Source organism: Polynucleobacter sp. UK-FUSCHL-C3, from assembly GCF_040409815.1.
Classification (GTDB): domain Bacteria; phylum Pseudomonadota; class Gammaproteobacteria; order Burkholderiales; family Burkholderiaceae; genus Polynucleobacter.
In genome coordinates this window covers 1,414,982-1,436,752 of sequence record NZ_CP099959.1, presented here as the reverse complement: position 1 = coordinate 1,436,752, position 21,771 = coordinate 1,414,982, and the positions used below count along the sequence as shown (strand labels likewise).

General features: G+C 45.1%; 25 protein-coding genes. All 25 read left to right on the top strand.

The features are described 5' to 3' along the window. The first annotated feature begins 1 nt into the window (after position 1). Complete coding sequence (locus NKE59_RS07285; RefSeq protein ID WP_353438316.1) at positions 2-742, top strand: flagellar basal body-associated FliL family protein; 741 nt, start codon at positions 2-4, stop codon at positions 740-742. A 37-nt stretch (positions 743-779) separates the two neighbouring features. Beyond that, positions 780-1,949 (top strand): flagellar motor switch protein FliM, encoded by a 1,170-nt coding sequence (gene fliM, locus NKE59_RS07280; RefSeq protein WP_353438315.1) that lies wholly within the window; start codon positions 780-782, stop codon positions 1,947-1,949. Continuing rightward, positions 1,942-2,319: a flagellar motor switch protein FliN gene (gene fliN, locus NKE59_RS07275; protein ID WP_353438314.1), complete on the top strand. Its 378-nt coding sequence runs from the start codon at positions 1,942-1,944 to the stop codon at positions 2,317-2,319. The genes fliM and fliN overlap by 8 nt, the downstream gene beginning before the upstream one ends. Before the next feature lie 7 nt (positions 2,320-2,326). Further along, positions 2,327-2,665: a flagellar biosynthetic protein FliO gene (gene fliO / locus NKE59_RS07270; protein ID WP_353438313.1), complete on the top strand. Its 339-nt coding sequence runs from the start codon at positions 2,327-2,329 to the stop codon at positions 2,663-2,665. Continuing rightward, positions 2,662-3,405: a flagellar type III secretion system pore protein FliP gene (gene fliP, locus NKE59_RS07265; RefSeq protein WP_353438312.1), complete on the top strand. Its 744-nt coding sequence runs from the start codon at positions 2,662-2,664 to the stop codon at positions 3,403-3,405. The genes fliO and fliP overlap by 4 nt, the downstream gene beginning before the upstream one ends. 3 nt (positions 3,406-3,408) lie before the next feature. Then, positions 3,409-3,678: a flagellar biosynthetic protein FliQ gene (locus tag NKE59_RS07260; RefSeq protein WP_353438311.1), complete on the top strand. Its 270-nt coding sequence runs from the start codon at positions 3,409-3,411 to the stop codon at positions 3,676-3,678. A gap of 14 nt (positions 3,679-3,692) precedes the next feature. Beyond that, complete coding sequence (locus NKE59_RS07255; protein WP_353438310.1) at positions 3,693-4,481, top strand: flagellar biosynthetic protein FliR; 789 nt, start codon at positions 3,693-3,695, stop codon at positions 4,479-4,481. Next, positions 4,468-5,268, top strand: coding sequence for a hypothetical protein (locus NKE59_RS07250; RefSeq protein WP_353438309.1), 801 nt, complete (start codon positions 4,468-4,470; stop codon positions 5,266-5,268). The genes NKE59_RS07255 and NKE59_RS07250 overlap by 14 nt, the downstream gene beginning before the upstream one ends. Before the next feature lie 51 nt (positions 5,269-5,319). Further along, on the top strand, positions 5,320-6,540 hold the full coding sequence (locus NKE59_RS07245; protein ID WP_353438308.1) for a carbonic anhydrase family protein: 1,221 nt from the start codon (positions 5,320-5,322) through the stop codon (positions 6,538-6,540). A 222-nt stretch (positions 6,541-6,762) separates the two neighbouring features. Beyond that, positions 6,763-7,182, top strand: coding sequence for a flagellar basal body rod protein FlgB (gene flgB / locus NKE59_RS07240; RefSeq protein WP_353438307.1), 420 nt, complete (start codon positions 6,763-6,765; stop codon positions 7,180-7,182). After that, entirely contained in the window at positions 7,179-7,583 is a 405-nt protein-coding gene (flgC, locus tag NKE59_RS07235; RefSeq protein ID WP_353438306.1) for a flagellar basal body rod protein FlgC, read from the top strand. The genes flgB and flgC overlap by 4 nt, the downstream gene beginning before the upstream one ends. 17 nt (positions 7,584-7,600) lie before the next feature. Next, positions 7,601-8,293: a flagellar hook capping FlgD N-terminal domain-containing protein gene (locus tag NKE59_RS07230; RefSeq protein WP_353438305.1), complete on the top strand. Its 693-nt coding sequence runs from the start codon at positions 7,601-7,603 to the stop codon at positions 8,291-8,293. Positions 8,294-8,322: 29 nt separating this feature from the next. After that, positions 8,323-11,154 carry a flagellar hook-basal body complex protein gene (locus tag NKE59_RS07225; protein ID WP_353438304.1) on the top strand — a complete coding sequence of 944 codons (2,832 nt, stop codon included), beginning with the start codon at positions 8,323-8,325 and terminating at the stop codon, positions 11,152-11,154. 27 nt (positions 11,155-11,181) lie between these two features. After that, positions 11,182-11,943, top strand: coding sequence for a flagellar basal body rod protein FlgF (gene flgF / locus NKE59_RS07220; protein WP_353438303.1), 762 nt, complete (start codon positions 11,182-11,184; stop codon positions 11,941-11,943). Positions 11,944-11,962: 19 nt separating this feature from the next. Next, positions 11,963-12,751, top strand: coding sequence for a flagellar basal-body rod protein FlgG (flgG, locus tag NKE59_RS07215; protein ID WP_353438302.1), 789 nt, complete (start codon positions 11,963-11,965; stop codon positions 12,749-12,751). Beyond that, the gene (locus NKE59_RS07210; RefSeq protein WP_353438301.1) at positions 12,751-13,479 is read left to right on the top strand and encodes a flagellar basal body L-ring protein FlgH; all 729 of its coding nucleotides are present in this window, start codon (positions 12,751-12,753) and stop codon (positions 13,477-13,479) included. The genes flgG and NKE59_RS07210 overlap by 1 nt, the downstream gene beginning before the upstream one ends. Next, positions 13,440-14,606 (top strand): flagellar basal body P-ring protein FlgI, encoded by a 1,167-nt coding sequence (locus tag NKE59_RS07205; RefSeq protein WP_353438300.1) that lies wholly within the window; start codon positions 13,440-13,442, stop codon positions 14,604-14,606. The genes NKE59_RS07210 and NKE59_RS07205 overlap by 40 nt, the downstream gene beginning before the upstream one ends. Further along, positions 14,606-15,037 carry a hypothetical protein gene (locus NKE59_RS07200; protein ID WP_353438299.1) on the top strand — a complete coding sequence of 144 codons (432 nt, stop codon included), beginning with the start codon at positions 14,606-14,608 and terminating at the stop codon, positions 15,035-15,037. The genes NKE59_RS07205 and NKE59_RS07200 overlap by 1 nt, the downstream gene beginning before the upstream one ends. 17 nt (positions 15,038-15,054) lie before the next feature. Further along, positions 15,055-16,911, top strand: a complete 1,857-nt coding sequence (locus NKE59_RS07195) for a flagellar basal body rod C-terminal domain-containing protein (protein WP_353438298.1) — start codon at positions 15,055-15,057, stop codon at positions 16,909-16,911. A 13-nt stretch (positions 16,912-16,924) separates the two neighbouring features. Then, a complete protein-coding gene (locus tag NKE59_RS07190; protein WP_353438297.1) occupies positions 16,925-17,782 on the top strand; it encodes a hypothetical protein in 858 nt (285 codons plus the stop codon). Between the two features lie 19 nt (positions 17,783-17,801). Next, entirely contained in the window at positions 17,802-18,662 is an 861-nt protein-coding gene (gene motA, locus NKE59_RS07185) for a flagellar motor stator protein MotA (RefSeq protein ID WP_353438296.1), read from the top strand. A 2-nt stretch (positions 18,663-18,664) separates the two neighbouring features. Continuing rightward, positions 18,665-19,855: a flagellar motor protein MotB gene (motB, locus tag NKE59_RS07180; RefSeq protein ID WP_353438295.1), complete on the top strand. Its 1,191-nt coding sequence runs from the start codon at positions 18,665-18,667 to the stop codon at positions 19,853-19,855. A gap of 3 nt (positions 19,856-19,858) precedes the next feature. After that, positions 19,859-20,647 (top strand): hypothetical protein, encoded by a 789-nt coding sequence (locus tag NKE59_RS07175; RefSeq protein WP_353438294.1) that lies wholly within the window; start codon positions 19,859-19,861, stop codon positions 20,645-20,647. 13 nt (positions 20,648-20,660) lie between these two features. Further along, the gene (locus tag NKE59_RS07170) at positions 20,661-21,071 is read left to right on the top strand and encodes a hypothetical protein (protein ID WP_353438293.1); all 411 of its coding nucleotides are present in this window, start codon (positions 20,661-20,663) and stop codon (positions 21,069-21,071) included. Between the two features lie 29 nt (positions 21,072-21,100). Further along, positions 21,101-21,670, top strand: a complete 570-nt coding sequence (locus NKE59_RS07165; protein ID WP_353438292.1) for a tetratricopeptide repeat protein — start codon at positions 21,101-21,103, stop codon at positions 21,668-21,670. Positions 21,671-21,771 lie beyond the last annotated feature (101 nt).

Sequence of the window (21,771 nt, the reverse complement as noted above, 5' to 3'; positions counted from 1 at the left end):
AATGGCTGACGAAGAACGAGTTGAACCCACGCTAGAGGCGGGTGCAGCCCCAGCGGCAGCGGCTCCCGCATCGGCGGAATCAGCGGCCCCCCCTCCCCCTAAAAGCAATAAAAAACTCTTCATCATCTTAGGTGTTTTGGTCGTTCTGATCGCTGGTGGTGTTGGTGGCTATATGTACATGCAAAAGTCAGAGGCTGAGAAAAAAGCTGCCGAAGCAGAAGCCAATAAACCAGAAAATATCCTCAAAAAGCAACTGACCGATCGTAAGCAAAACGCACCTTCCATCTACATCGCTTTAGATGAAATGATTGTTAATTTGCCAGGGCGTGGCGGTGAGCATTATTTACAAACCAAAATTGTCTTACGCACTGCAGATTCTTCTACAGAAGGCAAAGTGAAGCAGTTCATGCCCGTGATCCGCGACAAGATCATTACGGTTTTGTCTTCCCGTCAAATGCAAGAATTAGCAACGGTAGAAGGTAAAACAATGATGGCTCGCGAAGTGGCCTTGGTGATTAATTCCATTATTGCTCCCCAGTTAACGGCAATCTATATCTTGCAGCAACAGCCAGCCACAGCGGATATGCAAAATCTAGAGCGTATTGGTGCCATCCCCAAAGAAACGTCTACTGGCAAAAAGATTACCAATGAGGCTGCTAGAGCAGCAGCAGAATTCTGGAATGTCACAGAAATGGATTTACCGGTCCAAGCGGTTCTCTTTAGCTCCTTTGTAATGCAGTAATGCATCTTAGTCTGCTGGAGAGCTCCACAGGAAAATAATGGCAGATCAGGATATTAACTTTGAAATGAACATCAACGCTGTTGATCAGCGTGAGATGTTCGATAAGTCCAAGATCATCGCGCGTCGGCGCATGCCGACTCTGGAGTTAATCCACGAACGGTTTAGCCGCGCTGTCCGCCTCACACTCTTTAATATGATCCGCGCACCGATTGAGGTGCAAATGCATTTACCAGTAGTAAAAAGCTATGAGAACTTTGTCAATGAGTTCCCAGAGCGTACCAATATTAATATTGTTGGTATCCGCCCATTGCGTGGCGTAGGGTGTTGGATTGTTGATCCTGGCGTGGTTTATATCGCGATTGATAATATGTTTGGGGGTGAAGGGCGCTTACCTCCTAAATTAGGATTACGCGAGTACACCGCTACTGAGTTGCGTATTATTCGGCGCTTGGTCGACGCGCTTCTCAGCGAGTATGAGAAGGCATGGAAAGCAGTCTATGAGATCAAATTTGATTTCATGCGCCAAGAAACAAATTTTGGTTTTGCGAAGATTACCTCACCCAGTGAGATGGTCTTGCATTCTAAATTTACGATTGAGATTAATGGCCGTCCTGGCGATGTTGACCTGTGCATTCCGTTTTGGGTGCTTGAGCCGGTTAAGTCGATCTTGTATAACAATATGCAAGGGTTTGCGAGCGAGCCCGATGAGCATTGGGCCAATCTTCTCTCAGATCAAGTGCATGAGGCACCTGTTACAGCCGTTGCTGTGCTTGCCAGAAAACAAATGCTCTTAGGCGAAGTTGCGTCACTCTCTGTGGGTGAGATTATCCCCATCGAGATCATGGACCCCATTACTGTTTATGTGGATGGCTTGCCGGTGATTCGGGGGCAGTATGGGGTTAAAAACGGCCGGTATTCGGTCAAGATCCAAACGATTCAGCATCCTGCCGAGTTCTTAAAGAGCCCACTAGAAAGTGCTCGTTTAGGTCCCAGCATGATGCGTGGCGCCGAACAAGGTGAGCTGTACGAGCAGTTCTCCGATGGCGCCCCCAATATCAGTGATGGTGCTGGCGCCCAAGCAGTTAGCCCGGAAGATCTGGCCAAACCAGCCGTAAGCGATACAATTAATTCACTTGCCGATACTTTAGTGGCTAAAGACGAAACTGGTTCAACGGACGTAAATCAAAAAGGGGATACAAATGGCTGAAAATGATAATGATTTAGCTAAGTCCCTCTCCAGCAAAGATTTGGCTGGCTCTCTGCGGAAAGCTAACTTTTCTAACCTAGAAGATGGCGCAAAAGCGGGTGCCGATTTCAATGAAATCGACCTAGTGATGGATGTTCCAGTTCAAGTGACAGTTGAGCTTGGGCGCGCCAAGATGCAAATTCGGAATCTGCTGAACCTGACCTATGGCTCTGTGATTGAGCTCGATATCTTGGCTGGCGAACCCCTTGAGGTAGTTGTGAATGGTTGTTTAGTTGCTCAGGGAGAGGTGGTGATCGTGAACGATCGTTACGGTATTCGCTTAACGGATATTGTTACTCCGGCCGAGCGCCTGCGCAAAATTAATCGCTGAGTCGCGCATGAATCCTTCGATTGGGGGCATGCTGTGGTTCTCCTTCTTTTGGCTAGCCCTAGCCGCAGCCTTAATTTGGGTGGTGGCTTATTTAGTGAAGCGTGATGCCGCAACCAAGGCATCCAACCCCAATGTCAAAATCTTGGCGCAGCAATCGATTGGTCCGCGTGAACGGATTTTGGTAGTTAATGTGTTGGGTCGGATTTTGGTGCTGGGGCACTCACCCAATCAAATTAATTTATTAATGGAATTAGCCCCGGAAGATCTTGCTAATCTCACTCCACAATCTAACCCCTTAGACTTCTCGATTAATCTCAAGCGCTTTGTGAAGAGGAAGGTCACTTGAGGCATAAAGCATTTTGGCTCTTAGCGAGCCTTCCCTTACTTCTTGCTCTGCCCGACCTAGTGTCGGCGCAAACTCTCCCCTTGGTGACCACTAAAGGAACCGGAGCCAATACGACCTACTCGGTCCCAGTTGAAACACTCTTAGCCTTAACGGCGCTCAGTTTTTTACCCGCTGCGCTAATTTTGTTAACGAGCTTTACACGGATTTTGATTGTGTTCTCGCTCTTAAGGCAGGCCTTGGGTCTAACCACCATGCCACCCAATATTGTTTTAATCGGACTGTCATTCTTTCTGACCCTGTTCATCATGAATCCGGTTTTTGAGAACATTTATCAAAAAGCGTATCAACCGTATACCGCTGGCAAGATGAACTTTTCTCAAGCAGTTGATGTGGGTTCAGTTCCTCTTAAAGAATTTATGCTCAAGCAAACTCGCCGCGATGATTTGAACCTGTTTGCCAAAATGTATGGTAAACCAATCAATGATCGTGAGGATGTGCCAATGACGGTATTGATTCCAGCATTTGCGATCTCTGAAATCAAGACTGGTTTTCTAATAGGCTTTGTTATTTACCTACCGTTTTTGGCAATCGATTTTGCCGTTGCCAGTATCTTGACCTCTTTGGGGATGGTGATGGTTTCGCCAATGATGTTCTCCTTGCCCTTAAAGCTCATTGTGTTTGCTCTGGCCGATGGCTGGACCTTGCTTTCTTTATCGCTTGTTCAAAGTTATTTCAATTAGCGTATGGAAAGCGGACTCATTATTGATTTGGTATACCAGGCTCTGCGGATGGCTGCTTTATTAGCAGGCCCCACCTTGCTTGCTCTCTTGATCGTTGGTTTGGTTTTGGGAATCTTGCAAGCGGCCACGTCCATTAACGAGTCGACCGTAGCCTTTGTTCCTAAGTTAGTAATCTTCGGCTTGGTCATTCTTTTGGCTGGGCCCGTAACCCTCGCATTGTTTGTGGATTACATCCAAGAGTTATTAGGCCGTATTCCTAGCCTCATTAGCTAGAAAATATCTCGATCATGATCACGATTACCGGATTTCAGATTGAGCAGTACATGTTAGTTCTCATGTTTGCAGCCGTGCGAATCTTTGGCGTGTTTCTAACCGCTCCGATGTTTGCGTTTCGGGCATTGCCAATGCAGTTTCGGGTTTTGCTCACTTTGCTATTGGCCTTTTATGTATTCCCGATGGTAGGAACCGCCAACTTTCCGACACCAGGCGGTAATATTAATTTCTTCTTTGTGATCGTTGAGCTTGCAATTGGTGCTTTCATCGGCTTTATGATTCGTCTGGGTTTAATGGCAGTTGATGTGGCTGCTGAGATCTTATCTTTTCAGGCTGGATTTAGTTTTGCCTCCACCTTTTTTAATGATCCCATGCTTAATTCTGGTTTAGTAGGACAGTTTTTAAGTTTGCTGATGATTGCATTGTGTTTTGCACTCAATATCCATCTACTGGTCATTGATCTAGTTCTGTCTAGTTTTAAAACCTTGCCATTTGGGGTCTGGCCTTCACAGTGGGGTATTCAGGCTTTTGTTGATATTTTGACCAGCTCTTTTCGTCTAGGCTTAGTTCTTGCCATGCCGATCCTCTTGGTCTACATCATGTTTAACATGACTCAAGCGTTTTTAGGTAGAACAAGCCCTCAAATGAATCTCTTCTCGGTGGGATTTGCAATTAGTATTCCCTTAGCGTTCTTAGTATTGGTTATTATTCTTCCAGACTTACCAGATGTATTGAAGCGTTCTCTAGAGGAGCCTCTAGGCTTAATTCGGCAGGGATTGGGAGTTAAAAATGCACCGCAGTAATCAGCGAGCGAAGATCATGAACCAACCATTACTATTGGCATTTGCTCTTGCAGGCTTTGCGTTTTCAATTCATGCGCAACCGAATTCAGCACCAGCTAGCGAGCCAAATGTCATTATTCGAGTCGAACCAATGGCCCCTGAAAAAGAAGGGCCTCCAAAGATCGACCCAGCCTTGGGAGAGGGGCGCGCAGGCCCGACAGATTGTGAACAAAAATTTCCGATGCCTCCTTCTAAGAAGGCAAGCGTTCCATACGTTGAGGACGACTCTATTATTTGTAAGCGCTTGGTAGTTCGAGGTCAGCAAATGCAATGCGAGATTGAGAAGCTGATCAACGAGCGTTCGGATGCTTTTTCTACAACTGGATCAAAAACAGAGCTTGCTAATTGGGCGCGTTGTAATGAAAAAATTGCCTCCCTATTGGTGGGTGGCTATTACTTGCCAGCCAGCGAGATCGAACGCCGCTTACAAATTTGCAGCTCTAATTTTTATGCTGATCCTGGTACGCCACCTAAATTAGGCAGCCCTTACACACGATTTATGCGTTGGGTAACCGGCATTGATTTAACCCCCCCACCAAGTGATGCGGCTCTTGAAACGGCGATAAAGCAATCTCTACCCCTAAATAGCCAAGAAAATATTGCTGGGCTAATGCAGTGTGAATGGATGTTTAGCACCAGCAAGACCCCCCAAATTGATCCCTTGCCAACACTCGCCCCGGCCACCGCTCAGCCTGCCCCCAAAATACCCAACAACACTAAACCCCCGGTCAAAAAGCCGGCAAACTAGAGCGTTCACTTACATACTTAACTTTTTCTTGAAAAAGCCGTTAATACACACATGAATATGATCTCTAGCCCTAGCCTTACCGGACTCACCACCACTCAAGGAGGGGCACGGGTTTTGCTTTGCCTTCTTTGCAGTGTGTCTACCTTTGGCGCTTATGCGGCTGATGACAAGACCAAGGAAGCGGCCGCACCCCAAGCGCAGGTGGCCAAACCAGTTAGTCCCAATGCTCCTGAGATTACTAAACCAACAAGCCCCGTAGCGCCTACAGTAGCCAAGCCCGCAGCAGTCGCTAGCCCAAAAGCCAGCACAAACCCCGATCAGGATATGACCGATGCTCTGGTTAAGAAGATCAATAAAAGCTCGGGCGATATTGTCTTAAGAAGTAGCGATCTACCACCACCGTTCCCAGCACCCAAAGTTGAAGTAAAAGCTGAGCTCAAGCCAGAAGTGAAGGCTGAAAAAAAGGCAGAAGTAAAACCTAAAGATCCACCTAAACCAGAAGCTGTAGTTATTAAGGTTAAGGAGGAATTGATCCCTGAGACTCCGTGGTCCTATACCGATGGACCTGCCGGACCAGAGAATTGGATCACTCTGAAGAAAGAAAATCAGCTGTGCGGTAAAGGGAAAATGCAATCCCCGATCAATATCAACTTTGATAATACGGTGAAGGGCAATTTAAATCCCGTCGTATTTGAGTACCGACCATTCTTCTTATCCTTAATCGATAACGGCAGGACCGTTGAGGTGATCGGTGCAGAGGGTAACAACATTACTCTTAATGAGAAACAATACCGCTTGATTGGTTTTGACTTCCACAAACCAAGTGAAGAGGCCTTTAATGGCGAACGTGCGGAGATGTCGGTGCATTTAGTGCACCAGCATTTTGATGGCAGCAAGGTGATCGTAGCGGTGATGTTGAGCTCATCCCCCAAATTATTGGGAGCAGCCAAAAAGTCATGGTGGGATAGTGCGCCCAAGGAAAACCCCTTGTTTCAGATCATCTTAAACAATGTCCCCTTGGTCAAAAATCAGGTTGCTTCACCACGCGATGTCGCTATCAATCCCAATCAACTTTTACCAGAAGACCGTACTTTTTTCACCTATATGGGGTCTCTCACCGAGCCACCCTGTACTGAGGGGGTTACCTGGATCGTCATGAAAAACCCGGTATTGGTCTCCGCCCAGCAGGTGCATAGCTTTGGCCAGATTTATAACAACAACGCTAGACCCCTCCAAATCAAGGGCGATCGGATCATTAAAGAGTCTCGTTAAAGCTCAAGCCGGATCCAATCCGGCAAAATTTACCGCTTTTTTCTTGGTATCCAATCTTTGTGCCAAGCAAATCTGTCTAAGGGGGCTCAATTCGATCCCCGGCAAGCAATAAATAATCAATAAAAACAATGTCTTATAGATGTTGGCATAGCTCTTGCTTATTATTGACTGACAAATGAACTTTGAGCATATTGCTCTGGGTGGATTTTGAGGAAAGTAATCATGAACGCTGTACCAAAATATGACTCATTGGTTTTTAACGAAGCTGCGCTAAAGCTGCGCACGCGTCGTCAAGAAATCTTGACCAATAATTTGGCCAATTCGGATACTCCTGGATTCAAAGCGCGTGATATTGACTTTGCTAAGACCTTAGAGAATGAGCTGGCAGGCAAAAATCGTTTTCCAAACTCAATTCCATTAGCAACTACCCATCAAGCTCATATTGCAATCCAGCCAGCGGTTGATGATCCTGGTTTGTTGTATCGGGTACCTAATCAGCCATCCATGGATGGCAACACAGTGGATAGCGATATAGAGCTGAGCCAATTTACCAAGAACTCTGTATTTACCGAAGCGGCGCTGACCTTCTTGGGCGGCACGATTCGTAGTCGTATGTCAGCCATTACTGGACAAGCCTCATGAGTCTCTTATCTTCCTTTGATATTGGCGCTACTGGCCTGACCGCTCAAGCCATGCGCTTAAACGTGATCTCGTCCAATATCGCTAACGTTGAGAGCGTCTCGGGTCCCGATGGCCGTGCATATAGGGCAAGACAGGTGGTTTTCTCTGCAATACCAACGCCCAACAAAGCAGGCTCAGGTGTTGCTGTGACTGAAATTGTGGAGAGTAAAGAACCCTTTCGAAGAGAGTACCGCCCAGGACACCCCAAGGCAGATCCAGCAGGCTATGTGGATATGCCCAATGTGAACCCGGTTGAAGAGATGGTCAACATGATCTCGGCACAGCGATCCTACCAAATGAATATTGAAGCAATGAACATCTCGCGTCAGTTGATGCTAAAGACATTGGACTTAGGTAATTAAGGTAAATCGAGGACATTATGGCAACTTCAGGAATGAGCGGAATTAGGACCTACGATCCAGCGGCAGCAAGTAAGCCAAAGGATACGAATCCCAATACCGGCACGAGCGCAGCAGATCAGACCCAGAACTTCTTAAAGCTTCTGATTGCCCAGATTAAGAACCAAGACCCGATGAGTCCGATGGATGCATCGACTATGACCGCACAGATGTCACAGTTAAATATGGTAAGCAGCATGGGGACAATGAACACCTCAATGCAAGCCATGTTGGCACAGATGCAAAGTGCTAACTTTATGAACCAAGCCTCTCTTATCGGTCATAGCCCGATGGTTGCAGGTAGTTCAATTAATTACACCGGCAGCGATGTCATGTTGGGCGCCAACCTCGCAAATCCATTGCAGGGTGTTGTGGCAACGATCAAAGATTCAAGCGGTAATGTGGTGGGAACAGCCGATATGGGTAATCTCAATAGCGGTATGGCCAACTTTATTTTTGATGGTAAAGATGCAAGTGGAGTCAAGATGCCAAAAGGTATCTATCGCGTAGAGATCAGTGGCAAAAATAATGCAGGCGCTAATGAGAGTCCGGCTCCTTATGTGGGATCACCGGTCGTTTCGATCCTAAAGGAAGGAAGTTCAGGTGAGGCGCTTCTCAAGTTAGCCGATGGACGCAGTATCAAAGCATCAGAAGTTAAGCAGTGGATTAACTAAAAAATTATTGAAGAAAGAAGGATAGCAACATGGCACAGTACGGAATCGGTTTATCAGCCCTAAATGCTTTCTCGGAGGCGATTGACGTCACCAGTAACAATATTGCGAACGGACAAACCGTCGGATATAAGCAGGCTGAATATGTCTTTGCAGACCAGTTCTTCAAAGCGCAAAATCCTCAAAGCCGTGATCGTGCTGGTATGGGTACATCCCGAATGATCATCCGTCGTGCTAATACCTACGGAACTATCTCTGGTACACAAAACCCACTCGATCTAGCAATCGCAGGTCCTGGAATGTTTATGTTGGCTAAGCAAGTTGACGGTACCGTGCCTACCGAAAATCCCCAGAAATTCCAGTACACGCGTAATGGCCAGTTTGCTGTTGATGCAGAAAACCGCATTGTGAATGAGAACGGCTTGTTCTTGGTTGGTTATGCAGCTGATGCAAGTGGCAATGTGCTTGATAGTAGTAAGTCTGTATTAAAGCTTGACACCACTGCAATGGCTCAGCAAGCAACAAAGACATCTACCATTAATTTAAATTTAGATTCAAGAGCAAACCCAACATCAGGCGGTGCTTTTGATCCAAAGAGCCCCGCAAGTTATAGCCAATCAATTTCTCAGACGGTATATGACGACAAAGGCGCTTCTCATACCCTTTCAATGTTCTATAAAAAAGTGAACTCACTTGATTTGGTTCTTACGCAACAAGCTGGGGCTAATACGTTTACTTTTGAACCTAAGCAGGCAATCGGAACTTCATTAAATGGAGAGCAGGCAAGCACAATAGCTACAACCTCAACACCAGCTCAGGTTACAGGCCCGATTCAAACAATCTATAACAGTACGCTTACTTATGTAAGTGGCGGAGTAGAAAACATCACCGGAGTAAAGTCAGTTAACGTCACCGCTGTTGGCAGTGGGTATACCCCGGGTATATATAAAAATGTCCCGATTACAGCATCGAATGGATCTGCTGGATCTGCTGGTTCTGGTGCATTAGCGACAGTAGTTGTAGCCGCAGATGGAACACTAGGTTCTATTAAGATAACAGATGCTGGTAGTGGATATATCTCAGGAAATGATTTATCTTTATCAGCGAACAATATTGGCGGCACAGGTTCAGGAATTTCATTAACACGCATCACCGCACTAAATATTGTTGGGGGCACCGATGGTGCAACTGTCGGGTCAATTACACAAGGCGTAAGTCCAGCACTGACAATAACAAATTCTGGTACTGGATATTTGGGTAAGACACCAACATTAACAGTTACAACTGCAGGTACTGGATATACGAATGGTACATACATTAACGTCCCACTGGGAGGGGGATCTGGTACCGGTGCGAAGGGAACTGTCGTGGTGTCTGGTGGAGCAATTAGTAGTATCACTACAACAGATGTCGGAAATGGTGCTTATATCCCAGGAGACGTACTAACACTCGCAAATACAAATATCGGTGGAGCAGGTTCTGGTGTTGTGATTGGGGGCTTATCTGCAGGAACTCCTGCATTAGCAGTGGCTTCTGGTGGAACAACCACATATACAAACGTGGCTTTGACAGGAGGAACTGGCAGTAGTGCAAAGGCAACAGTTGTTGTTAGTGGCGGAACAGTAAGCTCTGTCAACATAACAGATGTTGGAAATGGGTCATATGTCGCAGGAGACGTTCTAACACTAGCAAATACAAATATTGGTGGCTCGGGCACAAGCGTAGCCCTTGCAGCCTTAACGGGATCATTAAGTGCAGGTGTCACGGAAGCTGCTCCAGTCACATTTAGAGCATTAACTGCTGGCGAGTCAATCACAATCGGTGGATTGACATTAACTGCGTCTGGAGCGATCACTGCATCAGCAGTTGCAAACGGATTTGCAAACTTGTCAAACGGTAGCACTGGAAATATAACCTCAAATGGTTTGTGGAGTGGAACACTTTCAGGATGGCGTACAAGTGGTGTATCAGGCTCGGGCGTGACCTTTATATCAGCCGTTGCAAATAATAACGCTGAGGATATTAAGGTTGTAACAAATAAAGTAGGCACCGGCGCTCTTGGTTCCACATATAACTTAAAGCTAACCGATGGGACAAATTTATCTCTAAAACAGACAACAACAAAAGGTGAGACTGCTCAGTATAAAGTTGAAGTTGACCGATTTGCGATGTTTGCAACCTTAGATGGCGTACCAGTTGGTCAAACATCAACCGGACTTGGAACTTCTACTATTCGCCTAGGGGCAACAACGACACAAGAGCAAACATCCTTGGGTACTGTTGCGTTTGTGGGTGGAAAAAATATTGATTCTTTATCCCGTGACCAGTTTGGTAGACCGCAATTTAATACAAAAGTAACCATCGATGCATCGGGTGGACCTGGATCAACATGGGGTAAAACTGCTAATGGCGGCGTTGTTCAGTTTTCACTGGATAGTACAGACTTAACGGGTTACTCATCAGCAGCTCAGACATATGCAAATGAGCAAGATGGCACACCAACAGCGCAATTAAGTTCTTATTCATTTGATACGTACGGAAAGCTTGTTGCTCAATACGACAACGGCAAATCTGTGGTGAAGGGCCAGTTAATTTTGGCTGCATTCAATAATTTTGAAGGTTTAATTCCTGTTGGCGGCAATGGCTTCCATGCTTCTGCAGCATCAGGTGACCCATTAATTGATAAACCTAATGGATCACAAATGGGAGCCATTCGCTCACAATCTGTTGAAGAGTCTAACGTTGACCTAACTCAGTCACTCGTGAAATTAATGGTTCTACAACGTGCATACTCAGCTGCTTCACAGGCTACTAAGGTGCAGGTTGCAACACTGGTTGACGATACATTACGTATCGGCCAATAAGTTAACTTATAAGATCCATTAGCCATCATGATTAATCGCTTCGCTTACGTCTCGATGACCGGAGCCAAGGCATCGACCGAGCAATTGGCAGTAACGAGCAATAACTTGGCTAATGGACTAACGCCAGGATTTAAAGAGGTGATTAGCGCGTTTCGAGCTGTGCCATTGCGGGGAGATGGTGAGCCATTTAAGGGGAATGGTGCCGACTCAAGAGTATTTGCAATTGATAGCACCCCTGGAAGTAATTTTGCGGCAGGGTCGATTCAGACTACAGGCAACCCCCTTGATGTCGTTATTAAGGGGGATGGATTTTTTGCTGTGCGTCGACCCGATGGACAAGAAACTTATACAAGAGCTGGTAAGTTCATGGTTGATGAAAACGGCACATTAAAAATCGGTAAAGATATACCTGTAGTGGGAACTGGTGGCCTGATTACGATACCACCAAATGCCACTGTACAAATTGCAGAAGATGGTGCGGTGTTTACTCAGTTACCGGGAACCCAGTTCTTGAATCAGGCAGGTAAGTTGAAATTGGTAAACCCAAATCCGAACAGCCTGCAACGCATGGAAGATGGTTTTTATGACATTCCAGGCGAGCAAGCACCACCCGATGGTTCAGTGCGCGTTGCCCAAGGCGCGTTTGAATTGAGCAACGTTAATCCAACACTAGCAATGGTACAGATGATTGACCAAAGTCGTTTATTTGATTTGAACTTTAGAGCAGTGCAAACCGCAGACCAAAATGCACGGGCAGCAACGAGTTTGCTTTCCTTGTCACGTGGTTAATTAAAAGAAAGAGAAGAGCATGCTACGTTCACTATGGATATCAAAGACTGGGATGGATGCCCAGCAAATGAATTTGGATGTGATTACCAATAACCTCGCAAACTCATCTACCACAGCATTTAAACGTGTACAACCAATGTTTCAGGATTTGTTGTACACCACCTTGCGTGCAGCTGGATCATCAAGTAATGCTCAAAACTTATTGCCCACAGGATTACAAATTGGTGCTGGATCGGCTGTAACATCGACTGAACGCATCATGATTCAGGGATCCATGTTGCAAACCGGTAATCAGTTAGATGTGGCTATTAACGGTAATGGATTCTTTCAAATCCAGCTAGCCGATGGAACCTTAGCATACACAAGGCAGGGTCAATTTAGCTTAAGCTCAACGGGGCAAATTGTCACCCAAGCGGGTAATACGGTTGCTGGGGCTGGGGTAATACCTTCTACAGCAACTGGAATAACAATCAGCTCAGCAGGATTGGTTCAATATTCGACACAGGGATCAAGTACCCTAACGCAAGCAGGTCAATTTACGATGGCTAATTTTGCCAACCCAGCAGGTTTGGTTGCCATAGGTGGAAATAACTTTATTCCTTCACCAGCTTCAGGAACAGCACAAAATCAAATTGCTGGCACGAATGGTATGGGAACAACTCAGCAATACTACGTTGAGCAATCAAATGTAAACGTCGCCGAAGAGTTGGTTAATTTGATTGCTGCACAACGCGCCTACGAAATTAATACTAGAGCAGTAACCGCTTCCGACCAAATCTTGCAACGCGTTAGTAATTTAGGGCAATAATGATGACCGCTCATAAACGAACAATTGCTTCTCTAACCTTAGCTACTGTATGCGCTGGTTTGTTGGGCGCATGTGCCAGTGCGGATCGACCATCCTTATTGCAGACACCAACGACTGCACGACCAAAACCAATCCAAGAAACATCGGCCAATATGGGTAGTTTGTACCCCGCAAATTCGGGTGGGCCTTATGTGTCGATGGTTAGCCATCGTCCTTTATTTGAGGATCGCCGCGCTAGAAATGTGGGAGATACGCTCACCGTTATCTTGAATGAAACGACCAGCGCTGCTAAGAACTCATCTATGTCTGCTGCTCGTAAAGCAACCGCAACCAGCGAGTTTGCTCCTGGGGCATTAAGTGTACCGAAAGGTTGGTATACGGGTATTGCGCAAATTGGCAATTTTGAGGGAACGGGCGAGTTAAAGAGTGAGGGTGCGGGCGGTAGTGCAGCTAATAATACCTTTGCTGGAACGATTACGGTTACGGTCATTGAGATTCTGTCAAACGGAAATCTAGTTGTGGCAGGTGAAAAGCAGGTTGCAATTAGCAATGAAGAAGAGATCATTCGATTCGGGGGAATTGTGAACCCGAATAATTTGGTCTTTAACCGCATCTCTTCACAAGAAGTGGCTGATGCACGCATTGAATACCGTGGTCGCGGTGCAACCGATGACACCCAAGGTGTGGGTTGGTTTACACGACTCTTGTTAAAGATGGCGCCATTCTGATCGATATGCTACTTAAACAAATAACCATCAAAAAGATCATCCTGATACTAAGTATCAGTGTCTTTTCAAACACGGTCTTCGCAGATCGGATTAAAGATTTTGCAGACATTGCTGGCCAGCGACCAAACCAATTAGTCGGTTATGGCTTGGTGGTTGGTTTGGATGGCACTGGTGACCAAACCACGCAAACCCCATTCACCTTACAAAGCGTATTGCAGATGATTGGTGTGCTTGGCGTCACTCTGCCATCGACTGGTACCCAGGCTCAGTTACGTAATACGGCTGCCGTGATGGTAACGGCAGAGTTCCCAGCGTTAGCGAAGCCAGGTCAGCAAATTGATGTAACAGTTTCTTCATTGGGTAACGCAACCAGCCTAAAGGGCGGAACCTTGGTAATGACCCCATTAAAAGCGGCCGATGGTCAGGTCTATGCGCAAGCTCAAGGTAGCTTAGTAATTGGCGGAGCTAGAGCAGCCGCTGGTGGGGCTCAAACATCTGTTAATCATTTATCAGCAGGACGTATTCCATCGGGCGGTATCATCGAACGAGCAGTACCCGCATTATTGGTGGATGAGTTCGTGCAGTTGGATCTGCGCCGCGCAGATTTTGGACTGATGCAAAGAACTGCTGAAGCCATTGGTAGACGTTTTGGTTTAGGTACAGCAATCCCCATTGATGCTAGAGCGCTTAATGTACGTGTACCAACAGAACCCTTACGAAGAACAGCCTTTATGGCGGCTTTGCAAGACTTAGATGTGCCACCGGTCAGTGGACCGGCAAAGGTGATCTTGAATTCAAGGACAGGATCAGTGGTAATGAATCAGGCGGTGCAGTTATCGCCATCGGCCGTTGCGCACGGAAGCTTGACAGTCAAAATAGAGCAAACCCCAACCACTAGTCAGCCTCTGCCATTTAGCAGAGGACAAACTGCAGTGACCACACAAGATACCGCAACAATTACCGATAACGGTAAAGAAAATAGCTTAATTAGCGTCGCAAGCGGTGCTAACTTAGACCAGGTGGTGAAAGCTCTCAACATGTTGGGAGCAACACCACAAGATCTGATATCGATCTTGCAGGCATTACGAGCTGCTGGCGCTTTACGAGCCGAGTTGGAGGTCATCTAATGATCCCAGCGCTCATGATGACAACGGTTGATTCATCAACCGCTCGATTAATTAACAAGTCTGAAGCAGCTAAGAAGCCTGAAGACATCACGAAATCCGAAAAGAAGATTCGGGAAGCGGCGCAAGGTTTTGAAAGAACGCTATTGCGCCAAATGTTAAGTGTTGCCCGAAACAGCAATATCAGCGGAACCGAGACCAAAAGTAGTATGTCGATGGCCTATCTACAGATGATGGATGATCAGTTAGCAGACCTGCTATCAAAGACCAAAAAAATTGGTTTTGGAGAAAAAATGGCCGAGCAATTGCTAGAACAGTCAAATATCAAGCAATTAATCAATAGTGAGAAAAAAGCCGTAAACAGTAAAGATGAAGTGGCTTCGCCTGCGCTTAATAAATACATGCGACCCAACCCACTTCCCTATAAGAATTAAAGGTTTAGAAAGAATATATGGGTATTTATTCCATTAACGAATCGGCTAGTGCGGCGCTTAGGATTGCCCAAGCAGGAATCTTAGTAACGTCTCAAAACGTAGCTGGTACTTCGATAGAGGGATTCTCACGGCGAAGTGCTAGCACCGTGATGGATGCGCTTGCCCCAAATTCTTTAATGTTAAATGGTAGTAGTTTTGCAGTCGAGGGATTTACTCGTGAGTACTCTTCATTAATAGGCGGACAATTACTAAATCAGCAAGCAAAGTCATCTAATTCAGAGACATTAGTTCAGTATGTATCTACCATTGATAGTGTTATTGCAAATCAGTCTGCAGGCTTAAGTTCTGCAATTACAGATTTCTTTAATACGATGGGAAAATATGCTGCTAACCCTACAAACAAATCATTAGCAGCGGCTATTACAGGATCAGCCAATGTGGTTGCGCAACGAATGACAGGCATTACCAATCTAGTTAGCCAGTTAAGGAGTGATAGTAGCACCGGTTTAAATGACACTGTTAAACAAATAAATATTTATACGCCTGCATTAGCTGCAATAAATCAACAAATCATTGAAGCTAATAGTCCTGGAAACAGTTCCCCATCAGCAGATTTGTTAGATGAACGCGATCGAATCCTTGCTAATCTACAAAAGTTAATTGGTGGGCAATCATTAATTAATCGTGATGGAACAGCAACACAATTCATAGACGGATTACCATTAGTAGAAAGGGGCTTAGCAAATACAATCTCCATTAATGGGGATGGAAATAGCTTAGCAATAAACTTTAAACAATTAAATGGAAATATTAATACTACACAAACTATAAAGCGAGTAGATGGTGGACAGGCGGGAGCCTTGCTTACACTAAAGAATGAGTTCATACCCAAAATAGAACAAAGATTAAATACCGCAGCAATCGCATTGGTTAAAGTATCCAATGAGTCGATAGTAGATACGTCTGCATCACCGTTAGCAATATTCGGATTCAAAGTAAACTCAAATACCTTCTCTAACTTTGGTGATACTAGACTCCCGATAACGGTGCCGCAGTTTAATCTTGGATCAGAAATTGATTTAAAAAATCTTTATGATAGTTTAGGATCAATCTCACAGACTGAGACAGCAACGGCAACGTTTAAAGCGATGAACGCAGGACAAACGCTTACTGTTGCTGGATTAACTTTCACCGCAGGCAGTTCTGGAGCTACGGCCACTCAGGTTGCAAGTGCATTTGCAAACGTAACAAATGGCATGACGAATATTGAATTAAATTCAAGTAAAAATTTAGGTACCAGTGCTGGTGGGACATTTAGTGCAGGATCAATAAATGGATGGAACTCTGGTAGTCCATCAGGAGCTTTTGTTTCATTTACTAGTACAACTTCAAATCTGAACTTAGCTAACCTATCAGCAAGTGGCTCAACCGGTATTGATTTGCCAACAATTAGCACTTGGAAAGAGGGTTATTCAGGTAATTCAGTGTTCCTAGCAAATAAATTAACTGCAGAAAATTTTATATCGATAGCACCAAATGATCCATTAATGTACTACAACAGTGGAGATGTACTAAATCCAAAAATTAGCTCTATAAATGCAAATGCTGCGCAATTAAAAAGTGCGCATCTTGGAAATGTGGTGGCAGATTTGGTAACTGATGTTGGCGTTCAGGTTGCAACCTGGAAGAATAGTCAAAAAGTAAATGATACGGTTCTGGATAATTTAAAAGAGCAACGTGATCAACTTTCTGGTGTCAATTTAGATGAAGAAGCCGCAAACTTATTAAAGTACCAACAGCTTTATAGCGCCTCTACAAAGATACTGCAGACTGGTAATCAAATGTTCAACACGCTCTTAGCTATCATGAACTAGAAACGGATAAATTATGCGAGTCTCATCAAACCAGATTTTAGAAGCAGGCGTGCAGTCGATGAACAATAGTCTTGCGGATGCTATGGAATGGCAAAAAAAGATTGGTACAGGCAATAATTACAGCAAAGCTTCCGACAATCCCTATGCGGTATCGCGTGGAGTGCGACTTGACTTTGATATTGATCGCTTGGAGATGTACAAAACAAACCAGAATTATGCAGCAAGTACGCATGCAATTGCACAGTCTCAAATGGGTACCATCATTAATGAGATAGTCGTGATAAAGCAGGCCTTTGTACAGTCTAAAAATGGAGCCCTAAACAGCACAAACTTTAAGGCCTTAAAGATTCAGGCAGAGCAAATTCGGGATACGATTAAATCTCAAATGACAGCTAAAGACGCCACTGGTAATGCAATATTTCCAGAAACGATTAATCAGGTTCAAATAGAGCCGAACGTTACAGTGGGCTCAGGAGTTCAATTCACAGATGTTTTTAATGGTGGAACCCTTGCCGACCCAACGCAGTCAGCACTCTACACAAAAATCAATGATTTTGTGACCTACTTGGATCAGTTAGCAAGTGGAACAGCCCTTACAAACACCGCCAGCACAGTGGAGGCTGGTTTAAATGACATATTTGATAGAATTACTACAGCACAACAAAGAAGCGGCGGTATAGCGGCACAGGTTGATATATCAAAAATGGCAATGTCTAAGATTGGCACAGAGATGGCAGCAACTGCATCAGCGTTATTGGATACCAATTTGGCCGAAGCTACGGCTGCGTACACCCGATCACAAACTTTGTTAAATGCTGCCCAGGCAATGTTTGCTCGTTTGCAACAAAGCTCTTTGTTTTCAAAACTGTAGTTTTTGGTGAAATAAACGTATGAATATTCCGATTGGTTGGATTATCGCGATGGGTTGTGCCCTAGGGGGCTATGCCCTCCATGGCGGAAATATTATGGTTTTATGGCAACCTACCGAAGTGTTGACCATTGTAGGTGCTGCTGTTGGCACCATGATTGCTTCAAATAGCATCATTAATCTAAAGAAGACCTTTGCGGCACTCGGGAGCGCCTTTAAAACTAAATCATCCGTTAAACAGATGCACTTAGATTTATTGTGCTTAATGTTTGAGATTTTGCAAAAGATTAAACGTGATGGTTTGATGTCATTAGAGGGAGATATTGAAGAACCAGAGGCGAGTCCTCTGTTTGAGAAATACCCTTCAGTCACCAAGGATCACCACTTGGTAGATTTCATTACGGATTACTTAAGAATGATGCTGGGTGGCTCCTTAGACGTTATCCAAATTGAGAGCTTGATGGAGCAGGAGTTAGACGTCCATCATCAAGAAGGTCACATTCCAGTCGCTTCCGTTACAAACGTGGGCGACGGTTTACCAGCGTTCGGAATTGTTGCTGCGGTGATGGGTGTGGTACATACCATGGGTTCTATTGGTCTTCCCCCTGCTGAACTCGGTAAGCTTATTGGTGCCGCACTGGTTGGTACCTTCTTAGGTATTTTGTTGGCCTACGCTTTCGTATCACCGGTTGCTAAAGTATTAGAGCAAAACCTCGAAGCGGATACACGTTCATACATGGCAGTAAAGGCCATTTTGATTGCTAGCTTGAATAATTTCCCACCTGCAGCAGCTGTTGAATTTGGACGCAAGGTATTGTTCACCTATCAACGTCCTACTTTTGCAGAGTTGGATGAGGGTACAAAAGCAGTTAAAGGAAAATAGTCATGGCCCAAAATGACGCGCCGCCAATTGTTATCAAGCGCGTTAAAAAAGGCGGTCATGGACATCACGGAGGCGCTTGGAAGATTGCATATGCCGACTTCGTGACGGCAATGATGGCCTTCTTCCTGCTCATGTGGGTTCTAGGCTCAACTACAGCAGGTGATCTCGCAGGTATCTCATCGTATTTTCAAAACCCATTGCGGGTCTCTTTGTCTGGCGGGCAGGGATCGGGTGATGCAACCCGCATCATTAAAGGTGGCGGCGACAACATATCAAAAACCGTTGGTGAGGAAAGTCGCGCCGATGCGGATACTGAGCAACGCAGGATTAGCGATTCTTCAGTTACCGAAATTGAGAATGCCCGTAAGGATCGAACCAAAAATGAGATGGTTCGTGATGACATTAACAAACAGGTAGATTCTGATCCAGAGTTAAAGAATGCCAAAGGTCAGATTTTTATGGATATCTCAGCCGAGGGCTTGAGAATTCAGGTGGTGGATGAGAAAAATAAACCGCTCTTTGCGTCTGGCAGTGCCAATCCGACACCATCTGCAAAACGTTTACTACGTATTATTGGTAGCGCATTAAAAAGCTCACCCAATACGATTCGAATTGAGGGGCATACCGACAATACTCGCTATAGCACCAATGCTAGTTATAGTAATTGGGAGCTATCGACAGAAAGAGCACTCGCCGCACGACGTGAGATGGTGGCTGGAGGCTTGAATGAGTCAAAAGTGTCTCAGGTAATTGGTTTTGCAGATACCATTCCATTAAACACCCAAGATCCCAAGGATCCCCTAAATCGACGGATTTCGATAACGATCCTCAATAAGAAACCGATAAACAATGCCGATAAGACTGCTTATGAAAAAGCAAGGGCTGAAAAGCTACCGGACAATGTAAAGCCTGGCACACAAGAGATTCCTCCAAACTTAAGGGCGCCGGCACAATTTATGCCTAAGGAAGAGCTAAAGAAAGCTCCGCCTCCACCGAAAGAAGAGCTTAAAAAAGTAGCTCCACCACCAAAGCCAGCGCCTGAGCCTGTTAAGCCTGCCGCCCAAGAGATTCCTCCAAACTTAAGGGCGCCCGCACAATTAGCGCCAAAGGAAGAGGAAAAGAAATCGCCACGTAATCCGCAGCTAGAGTTGCCAGCAAAACCAGCTCAAAAAAGCGATAGCATGGGTAAGTAAGCCATGAACATCAAGATCGCACTGTTTGTACTCACACTGTTTATTAATAGCTCTGCTTGGTCTGCCGAAAAAAAGGCAGTACCTTCTGCTGAACCGACTCTTGCCGCGGGGGTAGAAAAAACAAAAGCAAAAACGCAAAGCGAAGCAGAAAAGCTATACCAACGTTATCAACGCCTCTATGGAAAGATGATTCTTGCCGTTGCGTGTGTACAAAATCCAAAGTGTATTCAGCCTGAAGATGAGGTGATTAAATACAATATGGCCATCATTCGGGTCACGGATCGCCTCGATGAGTTAGTCATTAAGCAAAAAGATTTGGATGCAAGCTATTACCGTGGCTTGATTGCGTATGAGCGTGGCAAATACTATGTGGGTAGAGCCACCTTAATCACAGACCCAGACTTTATCTTATCTGCAACTGTATTTCGTCGTTACGCCCTTGACCAGTTCCGGCTTGCTGAAAAGAATTTAGCAATTAATGCTGCCAGTAAAAATCCAGATGCATGTAAACACCTTGGTGAAATCGCAGATCTTGGTTATCTTGGGATAAAGAATAAAGACAAGGCTACAGACTATTATTACTGCGCTGCGATGGGCTATCTTGATGTTGGTAAGAAGAATGCTGCAGCCGATATGTACAATGCCATGAGAAACTCAGCAATCCATAATGATCCGCGTACAGTAGAGGTATATGCGCGTCTTCACAATAATGATACTGTTTCTAATATGCGCAAATCAGTTAGCCAGACCAGTCGTTTAGATTCAGAAACAAGTAAAATTCCTCGCCAATAAGGAGAGTATTAAGATGAATCCAAAAGTAGATATGTTGATTGGCTATCTCAAAAAGCTGCTGATTTGGTTAGTAGCTCCATTGGTATTCATCGTGTTTATTTTTTTCCTTGGCGAACAATATGAGGTTGGTCGACTTTCTGCCGTAGCAAGTTGCGAGGGTAGCGTTAATACCCAATCGTGTATTCGCAGTAAAGGCTATTTGGCCAATGAGCCTTTTTATCCCGACCTAGGCCGCCGTTATATTGGTGGATTTGCACGCTTAGTGGGGGGAGACCTTGGTGCTAGCTATCGTGTAGAACCCAAAGTGGCTCCATTAGTTAATGCTAAGCCAGCTGGTGATAATGCAGAAGAAGATGAGGATTTGAAAGATCTGCCACCTAAAGCAGCGGACACAGCAGCACCCAAAGCGCCAGCAAAGAAGTAATGACAATAGGGATTTCAGAGTAAATCAAGATGCGTAGTTTATTGATTATTGTCATCAGCCTCTTTTTAGTTGGCTGCTCAGATTATCAACGCGCTCGATCAGCTTATGAAGGTGGTGATTATAAAAAGGCGTTTGAGCTTTTTAAGAAACTATCTGAGTCCGGTGACACCCGTTCAGAATATGACCTTTCCTTGATGTACTTGCAAGGGATTGGTACCAAACAAGATGTTGGTCAAGGTTGGTTTTGGATGATTAAGTCAGCCGAGCATGGCAATACGATGGCAATGGTTGAGTTGGGCGGGCGGCATGAGTATGGGGTTAACTTGGACAAAGATGAGACCCAAGCCGTCTTTTGGTACAAAAAAGCCGCCCTTGCTGGCAGTTCGGTTGGGCGTTATAACCTGGCAAAAATGTATATTGACGGTAGGGGCGTAGAGAAGGACCCTGCGCGTGGATATGCCTGGCTGGTCTTATCTGCTCAAAAGGGCAATCCAATTGCTAAAGCCGAGGCTGACGCCTACAAGGCTAAATTAAGCGCTCAGGAACAAATTCGGTGTGATCAGGTGTTAAAGCAGCTTGAAGCAGACCCAAATTCTTAGAAATCGATACAAATCAATAAGTTACGAAATATTGACCAAGGTTTAATTAATTGCCTTTGAGCGCATGCACCATTTTTGGACATTTTGCGCTAGAAAACCCC